Below are 14,125 nucleotides of genomic sequence, written 5' to 3'. Positions count from 1 at the left end.
CGATCGTTATAATAGATATGCGTCGACGATGACTTCCGCTCGGTGTGCTGTCGGAGAACCGTCACTGAAACCAATTCACCACCTCCGGCTGGTGACTGTGGACACTCGGTCTGTCGAACAGTATCGGTCGGGTCACTTCGCCATTCGTACGCAGTCGTCTCGTTTGCTCGCCAGACGAAGTGCGACATCAACTGTCTGTTCAACTTGCGCGTGAGGATCGCTCAAACGTCGCGTTCAAGACCCGAGAGAACGCACTGTAGCGTATGATCGTCGTCGTACCAGTCGATCCACCTCGAGCTGGACTCGTGCTCTCGTCGCTCACCGAGAAAACGTCACTGACCGCGGACGCGACGGCATCCCTCTACGAGGCCGCCGTGACCGACGTGCTACACGCGGCGGCCGACAGCGGCGGCGACCTCTTGATCAATTACCGGGACGAAAAGACGCTTCCACAGGAGTACGTCGGCGACGACCCCGAATCCGAGATCCGAACGCTGGCCGACGCCGCCCTCGAGGACGTCTCGACGGTTCGCTTCGAACGCCAGGTCGGCTCGACGCGATCGGCGCGCGTTGGGAATACGGTCACTCACCTCATCGAACGCGAGAACGTCGACGGCGTCGCCGTCCTCGAGCCGACGGTGCCGCTGGTCAGGCGGGCAGAAATCGACAGCGTGGCCATGTCGCTGCGACGATACGACGTCGTTTTGGGGCCGTCTTCGGCCGGCCAAACGTACGTTGCAGGGTTTACCGACCTTCTCGATTTCACCGACGCATACGCGAGCCCCAACCTCGAGACGGTGGCCCGCCGAAGCGCCGACGCAGACCTTCGCCTCGGCCTCGCGCCAACCCTTCCGAGCGTCACCACCGAGTCAGGTCTCTGTTCAACGATCGCCACCCTCGAGGCTCGACGCGTCGCCGAACGACCGGGTGGCGAGGCGACGGCAACCATAGTCGAGGATCTCGGTCTCGAGGTCGGTTCCGACGGCTCGCTCGTGGTCGGCCGAGACCGATAACCATTTTTGACCGGACGAGGTATCGTAACTCGAGGTGGGGTGGCAGAGCGGCCCAACGCGGTTGCCTTGAGAGCAACTGGCTGACAAGCCTCATGGGTTCAAATCCCATCCCCACCGCTTCTGCGACGAGTATTTCGCGACGACCAGAGCGTGAACCGTTTTCGGCCGAGCAACGACGACGAGCGCAGCGAGTCGTCCGTGCAGGCGAAAACGAACTGATCTAGTAACAACTGCACCGATGTACACACTGATCGCCGATCCGCTTGCCGACCAGGTGCGCACTGACGTGCAGTGGGTACTATAGGTGTCGACGGCGTCCGGGTTCGAGGACGTCGGCCGCGAGTTCGAGATCGGCGGGACCGAAGACATCGACGAAGAGACGCAGGTGGCCATCCTATCGTCCACCGAACGCTACTGCGTCGTCTTCCAGCCGCTCGAGGAGTCGTCGGATGCCGAGACTCGATGAGCGGTCGCCTGACGGGCTGAAAAACGACGCCGGCTGGTCGAACGGTTCCCGCTGGAATTTGCGGGTTTCGATTACCTATAGGACAACTCGAGTTCGAGCGCGCGCTCGAGCAGACTCTGATCGTAGTGGGCCTGGGTCTGCTCGGGTCGGGTGTCGTGGATCGAACGGACCTGTAGGATGGTGTTTCGGAAGACCTTGAACGTGGCTTCGTCGACCATCTGCCCGTCGAGGGTTACCGCGCCGGTGCCCTCGCGTTTGGCCGCGTTGAAGCGTTCGATCTTGCTCACGTCACGCTCGAGTTCCTGGGACGTCGGCATGTGGATGGTGTTGGCCTGAATCGTCTGTTTGGGGTACAGCGACCAGGAGCCGTCGAGGCCGAGGTGGGCTTCGTATTCGACCTGGTCGGCGTAATCGTCGGCGTTGTAGTAGGTCAAGCCGGCACGTTCTTTGAACAGGTCGTCGAACGGGCCGCCGATCGAGAGCAGCCCGCCAGCGCTCGCCTCGTTCGAGAGCGCCTCGAGCAGGCCATCCCAGCGCGGGCGACCGTCGCCGAGATCGCGTGCGCCGAGTTCGGCAGCGTAGTCGACGGGGCCGAAAACGAGCGCGGTGAGCCGCGAGTCGCCACCGAACGTCGCTATTTCGCGGAGGTCCGATCGAGCGCGGCCGGTCTCGACGATGATCGACATCCCGATCGATCCGTCGGGGTAGCCGTGTTCGGCTTCCGCCTCGGCGACGACCTCGGCCGCGCGTTCGACGTCTGCGAGGCGACCGACCTTCGGGACGACGACGCCGTCGATCTCGTCACCGATCTCTGCGACGAGTTGGTCGATCTGCTCTCGGCCGCGGTCGCGGAACGATTCGTCCTCGTAACTCCACTCGACGCGAGGCCAGATCTCGCCAGGGAAGTCGTACTCGGGGACGAGTTCGATCGTGTTCTCGAGGCCCTCGGCTTTCATATCCGGTGCGGTCCCGTCTTCCATGTCGGGAACGAGCCAGTCAGGTGCCTGAAAGCCCTCGGCCTCTAAACCCGAGCGAAGGTACTTCGCCGTGTCATCTTTCGGAACGGCGGCCGGTGCAGTCTGGAACGTACGGCAGAGTCGGATGTCAGTGTCGTCAATCATGTCTGAGTGGGGTCTGAATTCGTGCGTGTCAGCGTTCGTCTGTAACGTTCGATCGTGTTAGTTAGAACGTTTTTGAATCTCCGCGGTTCGTGTTCCCGAGTAGACGGGAACGTCGTCCTGGTTGAACGCGATGTGCTGGAAGCGCACGGTGCCTGCCACGTCGCTCGAGGCGTCGTCGTCTGCCTCAAGCACGCGCGTGAAGGCGTAGACAGTGTCACCAGGGGTGACGAACGTGTGAAACGATTCGTCGTCGAAACCGACCTCGCGCCAGGTTCGTTCGTCCGAACGGGCGTGACCCAGCGCGGTCGAACGGGTGACGTCGCCGTAAGTGACGATATCGCCCGACGGCGAGTCGGCCATCACGTCCACGTTGTGGTGTTGCTTGGCGGTGTTCAGCGTCGCGAGTGGGAGCTGGGCGACCGTGACATCGTCCTGGGTGCGCCCGCGTTCGTGCCGGTAGGCGACCGCCCCGTTCTCCTCGTCTGCGATCTCGAGTGCGTCGACGAAGTCCTCGAAGTAGCCGCCTTCGGGGGTGACGAACGTTTCTGGAAGGTCGTTGTCATCGTCTTCCTCTGTCGCCGTCGCGCCACCGTCCGTCTCGAGCGGTTCCCGTCGTGGGATCATGTTCGTCCGCTCGTAGGACATGAGCAGGTCGTCGGTCTCGAGGTCTTTCGCACGGGTGCGCCAGGAGACGATGCCGTACTGGGGCCGGGAACTCGAGGTCGCGGTGTTGACGACCTCACTTTCGACGGACATATGCGTGCCCGGATAGACGGCGTCCTGGGCGAAGCGAACGTCCGTCCGTCCGAGGAAGTAACCGCCTTTCTCGCTCAGATCCTCGACGGTGATCCCAAGCGTTGCGGCGGTGAGGTAGTCCGGGTGAATCGGTGGCTCCTCGAAGCCGCGGTCGGCGGCCGCGTCGGGTCGCCAGTAGGCCGGATCGTGGTTGAGCGTTTGGCTCATCCACGCCTCGTTGCCCCACTTCGTGAGGGTCAGACCGGGGTCGTGTTCGATAACATCCCCCTCCGCGAAGTCCTCGAAGCAGTTGCCCTTCTCGCGCGTTTCGGCGTGCTCGAGTGCCTGTGCGAACGTATCGGGATCGGTCCAATCAGTCATCTGCAGTAATTTCGTCGGTGTCGGCTAGCTGCTGTTCGCGCGCTCGTCGCGCGACGGTTCGTCGCATCTCGTTTTCGACGATCATGTAGCCCTCGTCGAAGCCCATTCCCGGTTTCGCAAGCACCTGTGCGGCGTTGGTCGCGAGCGCCACGTGCGCACAGGCCCGCGCGGACGTTTCCGTCTCGTTACAGGTCCCGCCGAGATACGCGCGCGTATCGGTTCCTTCACAGTACCTGACAGCCTGTCCGCTTCGGTGGACGCTCCCCAGGTCGGGTGTCTTCACTTGCACGAGGTCGGCCGCACCGGCATCGACGAACGCCTGGACGTCCTCGAAAGTGTTACACCACTCGTCGGCGACGAGGTCGACGTTGACACCCGCATCAGCGAGTCCCTGGCGGAGTTCGACCATCGATTCGATCTGTCCTTCGCGGTCGCCGACGTCCATCGGCCCCTCGATCTGCAGAGGATACGGCGCGGCCGCCTCCTCGAGTGCGCCGAAGTAGTCGACCACTTCCTCACGGTCGTACGGTGCGCCGAAGACCTCACCGATCATCCCGTAGACGTCGATGTGGAATCGGGGCTCGTAGCCGTCAGGCCCGAGTTCCTGTGACCGCTCTCTGAGCCACTCGACGTACTCGAGCAAGGTCTCACCCTCCTGGCCGATTTTCTCGACGCTGTTGATCAGTGCGTGCGGGAGGACGGGGACGCCCTTGATAAACATCTTCTCGGTGTTGATGTAGCGGGCGTCACCGGACTGGCCGAAAACCGGCACTGGCTCCGTTGCGGGGTCGGTACCGAGTGCGTCGGCCATCACGTCGGTCATCGTCGTCCCCTCGGCGTGGGCCGCCGCGGCCAGCAGCGCCTGGGAGACGCCGTACCGGATCGCCGTGTGGAGTCGGCCGCCATCGACCATCAGTTCCTCGAGCGCGTCGGCGTTCTCGAGGAACGACCTCGCGTCGCGGCCGACGAACGCCTCGGTGACCGCCCCTTCGACGACCGGGACGTACTCCTCGGCTTTGAACAGCGGATCGCGTCCGCCAGCACCGGAGTACTGGACCGCCGCACAGTCGCCGCGGTGGTGGGTTCCGTCGGCGAGTTCGACGTCTACGACGATCGTCTCGCCAGCCTGGCGGATCTCGTCGAAGCCGTCCGTGACGGGATCGCCGTCGTACGTAAAGCCGTCCTGCTGTGCTCCCTGCTTGATCGCGCGCTGGTCGTCGAAGAAGAACCCGGAGTAGCCGGGCGTCGCGTGAATATCAGTAATTTCCATTGAAGTTCGTTATGGGCGACCGATGAGTTTTCCGTCGCTGATCGCGTCGACGTCGTCGGCAACCATTCGGAACGATTGTTCGCGGCCCTCGGTGTCGGCTCGCTGTGAGAGTCGCGCCTTGTGAATCTCTTTGATGTCGTCGTCCATCTCGAGGTCGGCCCACTCGAAGATGCGGACGCGTCCGTCGTCGTCTCGAGCGGGGAGGATTGCTCCCTTTGCGCTGTCACTGGGGGCAAACGGCACGTCCAGCGCGCCCGAATCGAATGCCTTGATCGTTCCCTGGACGACGTCGCCGTCGCCGTGGGTAAAGATCGCGTCCATCAGACACCGTGTCTCGCGTTCGATGAGGTCTTGTTCCTCCACGATGCCGTCGATGCCGATGTTCTGTTCGATGGCCATGTCGATGACCTGCCGGGTTGTTCGGAGACCGGCGGCGTTGGCCTGCATCGTCGGAACACCCTGGAACTCCTGGGGTGACTTCGTGATGACTTTATCCGGTTGGGCAATGGCCGCGGTCATCCCACCGAGACTGATCACGCCGTTCGCACGCGCCTCGTCCGGCGGGAACCCGCCCATCCACTCGTGGAAGACCGTCGTGACGACGACTTCATCCGGCAGGTACTCGTTCGCGAGGTCTCGCAGCGCGTTCAGGGCCGCGACGTCTTGGACGACGTTGCCGACCTGCCCGTAGCCGAGCGTGATCGAGCGCACGCCCTGGGTGGCCGCGAGCTGTCCCTCGACGATCCCGATCGCGATAGCGATCGATGGCGGCACGAGCGTCCCGGTCAGCGGCCCGAACGGTTCGCGGTTGATGCGAACCCCGCGTTGGGTGTACGCACCGGCAAGCCGATCGACGAACTGCCAGCGCTCGATCGTCTCCTCGAGGCCGTGGCGTTTCGTGTATGGAATGTTGTACGAGATCGGCCCGCCCTCGAAGCTCTGAAAGCCGCCGGCGAAGGTGATCGCCGCGAGCAATCGGGCGTCGGGGGTCCCGTGGCGGACCTCGATCGGGGCGTCGATCGCCTCGATCAGTTCGCGACAGCCCTCGACGCCGTGGTTGACCGCGGGAAACCCGTTCAACGTGTCGTCGCCCGTCTCTCTGGCCTTTTCGAGTCCCTGCTGGGCCTTCTCGTACTCGTTGTCGCGCGTGTACGAGTCGATCGTCGTCGGTAAGAGATCCGCCTTACCCTCGCCGTGGAGGTACTCCAGCAGTTCGATCTGGTCGTCGAGTCGTGGCACGCCAGCTCGCGGCTGCAACAGGGGCTTATCGGCCGACTCGAGAACGTCTGCGAATCGCTTGCGCTCGGGGAGCGATTCGTGATATGCGATCGCTTCCTCGAAGTCGACGTCGGCACCCGTCGGCCAGTCTGACCTGATTTCCTCGTCGATACGCCGTAGCTCGTCGGATGGTATCCGTTCGTCTCGTATCATCTACAAAGTGACTCTCGGCATCTAGGAACTGATGGTCGCTCGTTCCGTATCGGTGGTCGTGAGCCCGAGATCGTCCCGAAGCGCCGCGATGGCCTCTTCGGGATCGGTCTCGGAGTCGAAGACGCGGTCGAAGCCGAGCGCTTCGAACGTCGCTCGCGTCTCCTCGAAATCGTCCTGGCCGACGGCCAGGTTCCCGCCAATGTAGGTGGCGGCGTCGACCCCGGCCTCCTCGAGGACCTGATGGAAGCCCTGGCAGTCCTGTTCGGCGTGACCGTAGAGCGACGAGACCAGTACGGCCCCGGCGTCGTGTGCTACTGCGGCCTCGGCGAACTCCTCCTGGGAGGTCTGGACGCCGAGGTTGACGACGTCGAATCCAGCTGCACTGAAAGCCTGCTCTAAGATCGTAATGCCGACGACGTGAGCGTCCGAGCCGATCACGCCGAGGACGACCGTTTGGGACATCGTATTCGGAACCATGATGGACTCGGTGATAAACCTAATGATCTTCCATGATAATATCCCTTATACGCCCTAACACCGTCTAATTGGGACGGCCTCACACCCTCATGATCGATGGTAAAGGTTTTTGTAGCCGTTTCGTATCTCACCGCACATGGGAGCGCTTTCGAATTTGCGCGTGTTAGACCTGACCCAGGTGCTTGCTGGCCCCTACTGCACGATGTTACTCGCGGATATGGGAGCAGACGTCGTCAAGATCGAGCGCCCGGGCGGCGACCTCATCCGATCGAACCCACCGTTCGTCGATGACTCCGGAGCCGAGGCCTACGGCGGCTACTTCCAGAGCGTCAATCGAGGCAAAAAGAGCATCGAGCTAAACTTCGGCGACGAAGAAGACCGGGAAGACTTCCTCTCGCTCGTCGAGGAAGCCGACGTCCTCGTCGAGAACTATCGTGCGGGCACGATGGAGAAATACGACCTCGGCTACGAGACACTCACCGAGTACAACCCCGACCTCATCTACTCCTCGATCCGCGGCTTCGGCGATCCGCGGACCGGCGAAACCGACCGCCAGGGCCAGCCGTCGTTCGACCTCATCGCCCAGGCGCTCGGCGGCGTCATGGAGATCACCGGCCAGGAGGACGGTCCACCGACGAAGGTCGGCCCCGGTATCGGCGACCTCTTCACCGCGGCGCTAAACTGTGTGGGAATCCTCGCTGCCGTCAACCATCGCGCACAGACCGGCGAGGGCCAGTACGTCGACACCGGCATGTACGACTCGATGATCAGCATGACCGAGCGGGCGATCTACCAGCAGTCGTACACCGGTGAGGCCCCCACCCGACAAGGCAACTCTCACCCAACGTTGTTCCCCTACGATGCGTTCGAGACCGCCGACGGCTACGCCGTCATCGCCGCGTTCAACGACCGCCACTGGTCTGATCTCTGTGACGTGATGGGGCGGGCGGACCTCGCAACGGAGTACCCGACGACCGCAGACCGGCTGAAAAACCGCGAGATACTCCGTGCGGAACTCGAGGAGTGGGCGGCCGAACGGGAAACCGATGCGTTGGTCGACGCCCTCGAGGGCCAGGTCCCCGCCGCGCCAGTCCAGACGACCGAGGAGATCTTCGAGGACCCACACGTGCACGCCCGAGATATGCTGGTCACAGTCGAGCAGCCGGGAAGCGATACCGACGTCGAGATCGCCGGCAGCGCGATCAAAATGTCGAAGACCGAGCCCAGACCGCGGGGCCGTGCGCCGCTGCTCGACGAACACCGCGAGGAACTCCTCGGCGAGGAAGCCGAGACGACCGCGGACGATTGACGAAAGCGCCCTGTGCCCGGTGTCGCTCGAGTGTTCGACGCAGTGGGCCGACAGGGACCAAGAGTAACCCTTTTGGAAGAGCCCTGCACAGATCCGAGTATGAGTGCGGACTGGCCACACGATCCGGACGGCGAGGAAGGAAGCGAAGGCGGACGGAAATACGACATGCGGATCATCGCCGACAAGGTCGACGACGAGGAGGACTTCCCCCTCGACCGTGACGCCTTCGTCGACGAGTATGGTGACCACCCCATCCGCATCAACCATCAGAAAGTCGTCGCGCTCAGCGACATCTTCGAGTACGTCGAAGAAGACGAGTTCGAGACGATTCTCGACATGCACAAGGCGGTCGGAAAAGCGATGCGAGCGGGCAACTTCTGGGAGTACCACCCCAAGGGATCGGAACCCGAGAAGAAACGCGCCTGATCGTCGACTCGCCCCCGACCGGACGACTCGTTTTCTGCCTCATCTCAAATCTGGATTGCGTATCACTTATACGACGCCGTTCGAAAGAATCGATCACCGTGACTAACACGCAGGTGACCCTCGTTCAGATCGACAACTACGGGCCATGGACGGTGACGCCGGAGCCACGCCGCGAGGCCGACCTCCAGACGCTACAATCCCGACTGTACGCCGACATCTCCCAGTTCGTCGGAAACCGTGGAGGGTACGTCTTCTTTACCCGCTTTGACAACATGATCGCGGTCACGAACGGGCTTTCGATGGACGACCACGCACTCCTTCAGGAGTCCGTCGGAAATCGGTATCCCGTCACACTCAGCCTCGGCGTCGCGACCGCTACGAGCCCCGTCCAGGCGCTCGCCGACGCGACCGAACACGTCCAAGACGCCGGCAGTGCCCAGGATGAAAACCGACGGGAGTGTCTCGAGGGACGGATCGTCGACGACACCTCTCGAACGACCGAGGACATCCAGATCGCTCACTTCGACGTCGTCAACGCGACCGGTAACTACACCGACGAGCTCAACGCGTTCGACACGTTCATCGAGATCGAACAGGGCTACGCCGAACTGATGAGACACATGCGCTATGCCCACGACAGCCTCTCGTTTTTCGTCGGCGGCGACAACGTCATCGTCGTCTGTCCCGACCTCGAGAAGCCCGACTACGAGGAAGCGATCAGCCACGTCAAAGCGGCCGTCGACGTCACGATGCAGGTCGGCGTCGGTCGCGGCGAGAACGCACACGATGCCGGCTACGCCGCAAAACACGCCCTCGAGACCTGCCGATCGGACGGGACTCGGGTCGAATTCGAGTGGTGAGACCAGGCGACTGCACGGGTTGCATGGATCGAACGGCGACGCAGGAGCCGGTTGGACACACCAACCGGTGCAGTTCACTGTGTGACTGCTTAAGTGTAGTGGGAGTAGCTTTTAGCCCGTCTGTGGCTAGTGTTTAGGTATGGAATCAGAACTGTCGGTCAGGGATATCTTGACGACCGAATACGTCGGCGTCAGCGAGTCGGACACCGTCCTCGGGGCGGTTCGACTGATGCGCGACGAGCGCTCGAGTTGTGTCCTCGTCGTCCGGGGCTCGGATCCAGTCGGGATCATGACGGAGTGGGACGTCCTCGGCGTCGTCGGCGATGAGTCCGATCCAGGCGAAACGACCGTCGAAGCAGCGATGACGACTCCCGTTATCTCGGTCTCGCCGGAACGGTCGCTCACCGACGTCGCGACGATGATGGCTCGGGAAAACATCCGGAACGTCGTCGTCGAGACCGAAGACGAACTCCTCGGCGTCGTAACTCAGCGCGACGTCATCGCGGCTGCGGGATCGTTCCAGGCGACGACGGCACCGACGCGATCGAACGAGGGGCCAGCGGCCATAGAGCCCGCCATCGACGACGAAATGACCCCGGTTGACGAGCCAGCCGACGACCGGATCGTCCCGAACGGCGGTGACGAGTACTCGACGCAGGGCGTCTGTGAGGCCTGTGGCTCCCTCGCCGACCAACTGCGGGATGCAAACGGACAGCTCGTTTGCCCGGACTGTCGAGCAGTATGACTTCTCGTGTGACGACGAACCCTGGCTCGTGACAGCAGTCGTCGTCCGCTATTTCTCCGATAGAAAGACCTTTCGGGGGCCGCGGTGGACTCACCTGCAATGATCGATACCCTCGACGATCTGGACGTCGAAGGGACCACCGTCGGTGTCCGTGTCGACGTCAACAGTCCGATCGACGACGACGGGACACTCGCCGACGACGCCCGACTGCGCGCCCACGTCGATACCCTTGCGGAACTCATAGAGCGAGGCGGACGGGTCGCCGTACTCGCCCACCAGGGCCGACCTGGCGGTGACGAGTTCGTCTCGCTCGAATCTCATGCAGATCGCCTCTCCGAGTTGCTCGGTCAACCGGTCGGATACGTCGATGCGACGTTCAGCGACGCCGCACGCGAGGCCGTTCGATCGCTTGAGAACGGCGAGTGTGTCGTCCTCGAGAACACCCGATTTTACAGCGAGGAGTACATGGAGTTCGAGCCCGAGCGAGCCGCCCAGACGCACCTCGTCACCGGTCTCGCTCCCGTTCTCGACGCGTACGTCAACGACGCGTTCGCGGCTGCTCACCGTTCACAACCCTCACTCGTCGGCTTCCCAACCGTCGTCCCTGGGTACGCCGGTCGCGTACTGGAATCCGAACTCGACGTTCTGGGAACGATAGAAGAGACGCCCGAACCCCGCGTCTACGTCCTCGGCGGTGCGAAGGTTCCCGATTCCATCGACGTTGCCTGGTCGATCTTAGAGAAGGGGTTGGCCGATCACGTCCTCACCGCCGGTGTCGTCGGGAACGTCTTTCTCATCGCTGACGGCGTCGATCTCGGTGATGCCAGCTCCGATTTCATCTACGACCAGGGATACTGGGACGAGATCGATCGGGCCGCTGACCTGCTCGACGCCTATGGCGACCGGATCGCACTTCCTCGGGACGTCGCCGTCTCACGCGACGGGAACCGTCACGTACTCGGCGTAAACGCACTCCCACCGCGTGGTGACGAGGCGGCAATGGACATCGGTGATCTCACGCTCGAGTACTACCAGCGGATTCTTGACGACGCGGGGACGGTCATCCTCAACGGCCCCGCGGGAGTCTTCGAACAGTCCGAGTTCGAACGTGGCACCCGTGAACTGTACGGCGCCGCGACGGACGCCCCCACGAGTATCGTCGGCGGCGGCGACACCGCCTCTGCACTCCGTCGACTCGGAATCGAGGGCTTCTCCCACGTCAGCACCGGTGGCGGAGCCGCCTTACGGATGCTCACCGCCGAGCCCCTACCAGCCGTTACGGTTCTCGAAAATGGCCATAGAAATTGATCACGCACGTGTCGACGAACTCGAGGCGATCACCGACATGTGGGTCGCACTCGCTCGAAGTCAGCGATCACACGGGTCGTGCGTTCGCGCCGACGTCAATCGCCAGACGATGCGCGAAACGCTCGCTGCCCACCTGACGGCCGATGGACTGCTGGTCGCTCGCATCGACGGCGACCCCGTCGGATTCGCTTCTGTCTCGGTCGAACGAGGTGCACTCGACCTCGATGCGACTCGGGGAACGCTCTCGAACCTGTACGTCGAGCCAGCGTATCGCGACCGGGGAATCGGATCGAAACTCCTCGAGGCCGTCGACGCCTCGTTCAGCGAGGCTGGCGTCGACGTCGTCACCCTCGAGGTGATGGCCGAGAACGATGCCGCCAGACGATTCTATCATCGTCACGGCTTCGAAACGTTTCGGGTAACGATGCACCGGCAGCTCGAGGATCGATCTAAAAACGACACACACTCAAAGGAAGAGCGCTAACCGACTGACTGCGCCAGGGGAGCATGGGCGGTTCATGCACTCGACTTGTAATCGAGACTTCCCGGGTTCAAATCCCGGCCCTGGCTCTTCTATACGCGTTCTGGACCGCCAGTGCTGTGCTCGCTGGCGACGACAGGACTGCCTGAAACCGGTGATTAGCCGTTACAGTCTCTCCCTGCGACCGAGCTAGTCAGACTTGAAACGATTCAACTCCTGAGAGCATGCTAAATTCATACATTAAACCAATCCAACCTAATGCACCAATGTACTTATTTGAGCATCCATGTGCCATTTTTGTCTACAAGCTCGGGTTGAGGCCAATGGATTTATAACCAGACGAAGAATGAGGTCGGCCAATGCTACTCTCAGTCGATCGGTCGGAATCGAGTCGTAATCAGTCGCTCAGTTTCGAGGTAATCGTCGCCATCGCCGAGCGGGAGGGGGTTGATCCGATGGACATCGAACCCCCGGCGTACGATGCACTCTACGATGTTATCAATCCCGAAGCGCTCGATTCTCTGTTCGCGCCGCGAGAAGACGGTACCCCTCGGGCTGCTGGCCGCGTCGAGTTTCCCTTCTGTGGCTACCAGGTCGTCGTCACCAGCGACGGGACGGTCGAGGTCGAAGACGAACGTACTGGCTACGAGTAACTGTCTCACTGTAGTAGCCACTGCACATCAGCGCGCACCCGGTCACACGACGGTTGTCTGACCGGTATGTCGACCGTTTCAGTTGGTGCTACTGCCGCTTCGGGCCGGTCACTCGCCGCCGATTCGGTTTCGCCACTCGGCTGGTAGCGGTTTAGCATCGCCGTCTTCGTCAACGAGTACCTGAACGGTCCGTGCGGTCGCCGCGAGTTCACCGTCGGCACGAACCTCGTACTCCATCGGGATACTCGAGGTCCCGAGGTCCGTCACGTCGAGGGTGATCTCGACCTCGTCGGTGGCCTCGATCGGTCGACGGTAGTCGATCTCGAGATTCACGAGGACGGTGCCGACCTCCACGAGCGAGACGTCCAGGGCCTCCTCGAAAAACGCTTCTCGAGCCTGTTCTATGTACGTCGCGTAGACGGCGTTGTTCACGTGGCCCATGAAGTCGACGTCTCGTAGACGGACGTCGATATCGGCGGTGTAGACAGCGTTTTCCATCGATCGAGACCACGAACGCGAAGAGTGTAGGCCTATCCCTCCGGAAGCCGTTCAGTCCCGCCGACAGGCGGCTTCGAACACCTGTTCGTGGAGGCGGTCGGCGACGATCTCCATCAGTGGTTCCATGTTTCGCGTATCGGCTCGGTTGTACTCGACGAGCGTCTCGAGGGACCCATCGTCACCTCGTTCGTACTCGTGCCAGAGCCGAACGGCATCGCGACCGGTGATATCGGGCATATCGCGTTCGATACCGAGGTCGCGCTCGATCGCTTTCAGCCCGCCGTCGAGCCCGAGTTTCTTACAGGGGTACATAAGGTCGACGTGCGGGACCGCAACCTCGAGGTCGAAACAGGTCTCGAGAAACGGCACGTCGAAGCGCTGGCCGTTGAACGTAACCAGCAACGATGCGGGCTCGAGTTCAGCCGTGAGTCGATCGGCCGTCAGGTCACGACCATTGACGAACGTTTTCGTTTCGCCCCCGCGGTGGAGGCTGACGGTCGTTACGTCGTTTCGCCGCGCGTCGAGGCCGGTCGTCTCGATATCGAGAAAACAGGTCTCTTGACGGACGTTCTCGTAGAGGCGCCAGCGGCTCGCTGCCGGCAACGACTCCGCGAAGGGGGAGACGTCGCCGCGGTCGAGGTAGGTCCAGCCCTCCTCGATAAACGACTCGATACGGTCGGCGAGCGTCGACCCGACGACGCTCCCGTCGAACTCCTCCCAGTGGGTGATGCCGTGTTCCCAGAGTCTGCGTTCGGTCGCTTCCCCGACACCGTGGACGGGAATGAAACTGTTCTCGATTCGCACACGTGAACAGGGGTCGACGGCGGATAAAAGCGGTCCGATTCCTCGAGTTGCCGACCGGCAGCCACGATTTCTGCGTGGCTCCGCCATACGGAGTCTACTGTCCGACCGGCGACTCGAGTTCGGGTGACCACCTCACTTTTCGTCCCC

General features: G+C 62.3%; 16 protein-coding genes and 2 tRNA genes. 11 read left to right on the top strand and 7 right to left on the bottom strand.

The genetic code is table 11. The annotated features are described in order from the left end of the window. The first annotated feature begins 263 nt into the window (after positions 1–263). From AArc1_RS10940 to AArc1_RS18725, 3 genes are all read left to right on the top strand, one after another. Positions 264–1,013, top strand: coding sequence for a hypothetical protein (locus AArc1_RS10940; RefSeq protein ID WP_117364402.1), 750 nt, complete (start codon positions 264–266; stop codon positions 1,011–1,013). A gap of 33 nt (positions 1,014–1,046) precedes the next feature. Continuing rightward, positions 1,047–1,130 (top strand) — tRNA-Ser (locus AArc1_RS10935). Positions 1,131–1,317: 187 nt separating this feature from the next. Next, positions 1,318–1,479 carry a hypothetical protein gene (locus AArc1_RS18725; protein WP_154670602.1) on the top strand — a complete coding sequence of 54 codons (162 nt, stop codon included), beginning with the start codon at positions 1,318–1,320 and terminating at the stop codon, positions 1,477–1,479. A 71-nt stretch (positions 1,480–1,550) separates the two neighbouring features. Here the strand turns inward: AArc1_RS18725 and citE are convergent, their stop codons facing one another. Genes citE through glmS form a run of 5 tightly spaced genes read right to left on the bottom strand, consistent with a single transcriptional unit; the run spans position 1,551 to position 6,894 of the window. Beyond that, on the bottom strand, positions 1,551–2,600 hold the full coding sequence (citE, locus tag AArc1_RS10930) for an L-malyl-CoA/beta-methylmalyl-CoA lyase (protein WP_117364401.1): 1,050 nt from the start codon (positions 2,598–2,600) through the stop codon (positions 1,551–1,553). 57 nt (positions 2,601–2,657) lie between these two features. After that, positions 2,658–3,716 (bottom strand): 2-methylfumaryl-CoA hydratase, encoded by a 1,059-nt coding sequence (gene mch, locus AArc1_RS10925; RefSeq protein WP_117364400.1) that lies wholly within the window; start codon positions 3,714–3,716, stop codon positions 2,658–2,660. Then, positions 3,709–4,986 carry a methylaspartate ammonia-lyase gene (locus AArc1_RS10920; RefSeq protein ID WP_117364399.1) on the bottom strand — a complete coding sequence of 426 codons (1,278 nt, stop codon included), beginning with the start codon at positions 4,984–4,986 and terminating at the stop codon, positions 3,709–3,711. Before AArc1_RS10920 ends, mch begins: the two co-directional genes overlap by 8 nt. A gap of 9 nt (positions 4,987–4,995) precedes the next feature. Continuing rightward, positions 4,996–6,417: a methylaspartate mutase subunit E gene (locus tag AArc1_RS10915; protein ID WP_117364398.1), complete on the bottom strand. Its 1,422-nt coding sequence runs from the start codon at positions 6,415–6,417 to the stop codon at positions 4,996–4,998. A gap of 21 nt (positions 6,418–6,438) precedes the next feature. Further along, positions 6,439–6,894: a methylaspartate mutase subunit S gene (glmS, locus tag AArc1_RS10910; protein ID WP_117364397.1), complete on the bottom strand. Its 456-nt coding sequence runs from the start codon at positions 6,892–6,894 to the stop codon at positions 6,439–6,441. A gap of 136 nt (positions 6,895–7,030) precedes the next feature. Here glmS and mct point away from each other — a divergent pair, with 136 nt between their 5' ends. From mct to AArc1_RS10870, 8 genes are all read left to right on the top strand, one after another. Continuing rightward, positions 7,031–8,203 (top strand): succinyl-CoA:mesaconate CoA-transferase, encoded by a 1,173-nt coding sequence (gene mct / locus AArc1_RS10905; protein WP_117364396.1) that lies wholly within the window; start codon positions 7,031–7,033, stop codon positions 8,201–8,203. 99 nt (positions 8,204–8,302) lie between these two features. After that, the gene (locus AArc1_RS10900) at positions 8,303–8,629 is read left to right on the top strand and encodes a DUF5785 family protein (protein WP_117364395.1); all 327 of its coding nucleotides are present in this window, start codon (positions 8,303–8,305) and stop codon (positions 8,627–8,629) included. 98 nt (positions 8,630–8,727) lie between these two features. After that, positions 8,728–9,489, top strand: a complete 762-nt coding sequence (locus AArc1_RS10895; RefSeq protein WP_117364394.1) for a GTP cyclohydrolase III — start codon at positions 8,728–8,730, stop codon at positions 9,487–9,489. A gap of 139 nt (positions 9,490–9,628) precedes the next feature. Then, complete coding sequence (locus AArc1_RS10890; RefSeq protein WP_117364393.1) at positions 9,629–10,234, top strand: CBS domain-containing protein; 606 nt, start codon at positions 9,629–9,631, stop codon at positions 10,232–10,234. Positions 10,235–10,333: 99 nt separating this feature from the next. After that, positions 10,334–11,542, top strand: coding sequence for a phosphoglycerate kinase (locus tag AArc1_RS10885; RefSeq protein WP_117364392.1), 1,209 nt, complete (start codon positions 10,334–10,336; stop codon positions 11,540–11,542). Continuing rightward, a complete protein-coding gene (locus tag AArc1_RS10880; RefSeq protein ID WP_117364391.1) occupies positions 11,526–12,026 on the top strand; it encodes a GNAT family N-acetyltransferase in 501 nt (166 codons plus the stop codon). The genes AArc1_RS10885 and AArc1_RS10880 overlap by 17 nt, the downstream gene beginning before the upstream one ends. A 12-nt stretch (positions 12,027–12,038) precedes the next feature. After that, a tRNA-Thr gene (locus tag AArc1_RS10875) sits at positions 12,039–12,112 on the top strand. 270 nt (positions 12,113–12,382) lie between these two features. Beyond that, positions 12,383–12,676, top strand: coding sequence for a HalOD1 output domain-containing protein (locus tag AArc1_RS10870; protein ID WP_117364390.1), 294 nt, complete (start codon positions 12,383–12,385; stop codon positions 12,674–12,676). A 108-nt stretch (positions 12,677–12,784) separates the two neighbouring features. Here AArc1_RS10870 and AArc1_RS10865 read toward each other — a convergent pair whose 3' ends face one another. Together AArc1_RS10865 and AArc1_RS10860 are read right to left on the bottom strand one after the other, a co-directional pair. Then, positions 12,785–13,174, bottom strand: a complete 390-nt coding sequence (locus AArc1_RS10865) for an acyl-CoA thioesterase (RefSeq protein ID WP_117364389.1) — start codon at positions 13,172–13,174, stop codon at positions 12,785–12,787. Positions 13,175–13,225: 51 nt separating this feature from the next. Next, the gene (locus tag AArc1_RS10860; RefSeq protein WP_117364388.1) at positions 13,226–13,978 is read right to left on the bottom strand and encodes a ribonuclease H-like domain-containing protein; all 753 of its coding nucleotides are present in this window, start codon (positions 13,976–13,978) and stop codon (positions 13,226–13,228) included. Between the last annotated feature and the right edge of the window lie 147 nt (positions 13,979–14,125).

The organism is Natrarchaeobaculum sulfurireducens, assembly GCF_003430825.1.
Classification (GTDB): domain Archaea; phylum Halobacteriota; class Halobacteria; order Halobacteriales; family Natrialbaceae; genus Natrarchaeobaculum; species Natrarchaeobaculum sulfurireducens.
The sequence above is the reverse complement of the archived record's forward strand: the minus strand, read 5'-3'. Positions and strand labels throughout refer to the sequence as shown.

What these genes read in the sequence shown, in the direction of transcription:
- AArc1_RS10940 (WP_117364402.1), top strand. Translation starts at nt 264, where the DNA reads ATGATCGTCGTCGTACCAGTCGATCCACCTCGAGCTGGACTCGTGCTC.
- citE (WP_117364401.1), bottom strand. Translation starts at nt 2,600, where the DNA reads ATGATTGACGACACTGACATCCGACTCTGCCGTACGTTCCAGACTGCA.
- mch (WP_117364400.1), bottom strand. Translation starts at nt 3,716, where the DNA reads ATGACTGATTGGACCGATCCCGATACGTTCGCACAGGCACTCGAGCAC.
- AArc1_RS10920 (WP_117364399.1), bottom strand. Translation starts at nt 4,986, where the DNA reads ATGGAAATTACTGATATTCACGCGACGCCCGGCTACTCCGGGTTCTTC.
- AArc1_RS10915 (WP_117364398.1), bottom strand. Translation starts at nt 6,417, where the DNA reads ATGATACGAGACGAACGGATACCATCCGACGAGCTACGGCGTATCGAC.
- glmS (WP_117364397.1), bottom strand. Translation starts at nt 6,894, where the DNA reads ATGGTTCCGAATACGATGTCCCAAACGGTCGTCCTCGGCGTGATCGGC.
- mct (WP_117364396.1), top strand. Translation starts at nt 7,031, where the DNA reads ATGGGAGCGCTTTCGAATTTGCGCGTGTTAGACCTGACCCAGGTGCTT.
- AArc1_RS10900 (WP_117364395.1), top strand. Translation starts at nt 8,303, where the DNA reads ATGAGTGCGGACTGGCCACACGATCCGGACGGCGAGGAAGGAAGCGAA.
- AArc1_RS10890 (WP_117364393.1), top strand. Translation starts at nt 9,629, where the DNA reads ATGGAATCAGAACTGTCGGTCAGGGATATCTTGACGACCGAATACGTC.
- AArc1_RS10885 (WP_117364392.1), top strand. Translation starts at nt 10,334, where the DNA reads ATGATCGATACCCTCGACGATCTGGACGTCGAAGGGACCACCGTCGGT.
- AArc1_RS10880 (WP_117364391.1), top strand. Translation starts at nt 11,526, where the DNA reads ATGGCCATAGAAATTGATCACGCACGTGTCGACGAACTCGAGGCGATC.
- AArc1_RS10870 (WP_117364390.1), top strand. Translation starts at nt 12,383, where the DNA reads ATGCTACTCTCAGTCGATCGGTCGGAATCGAGTCGTAATCAGTCGCTC.
- AArc1_RS10865 (WP_117364389.1), bottom strand. Translation starts at nt 13,174, where the DNA reads ATGGAAAACGCTGTCTACACCGCCGATATCGACGTCCGTCTACGAGAC.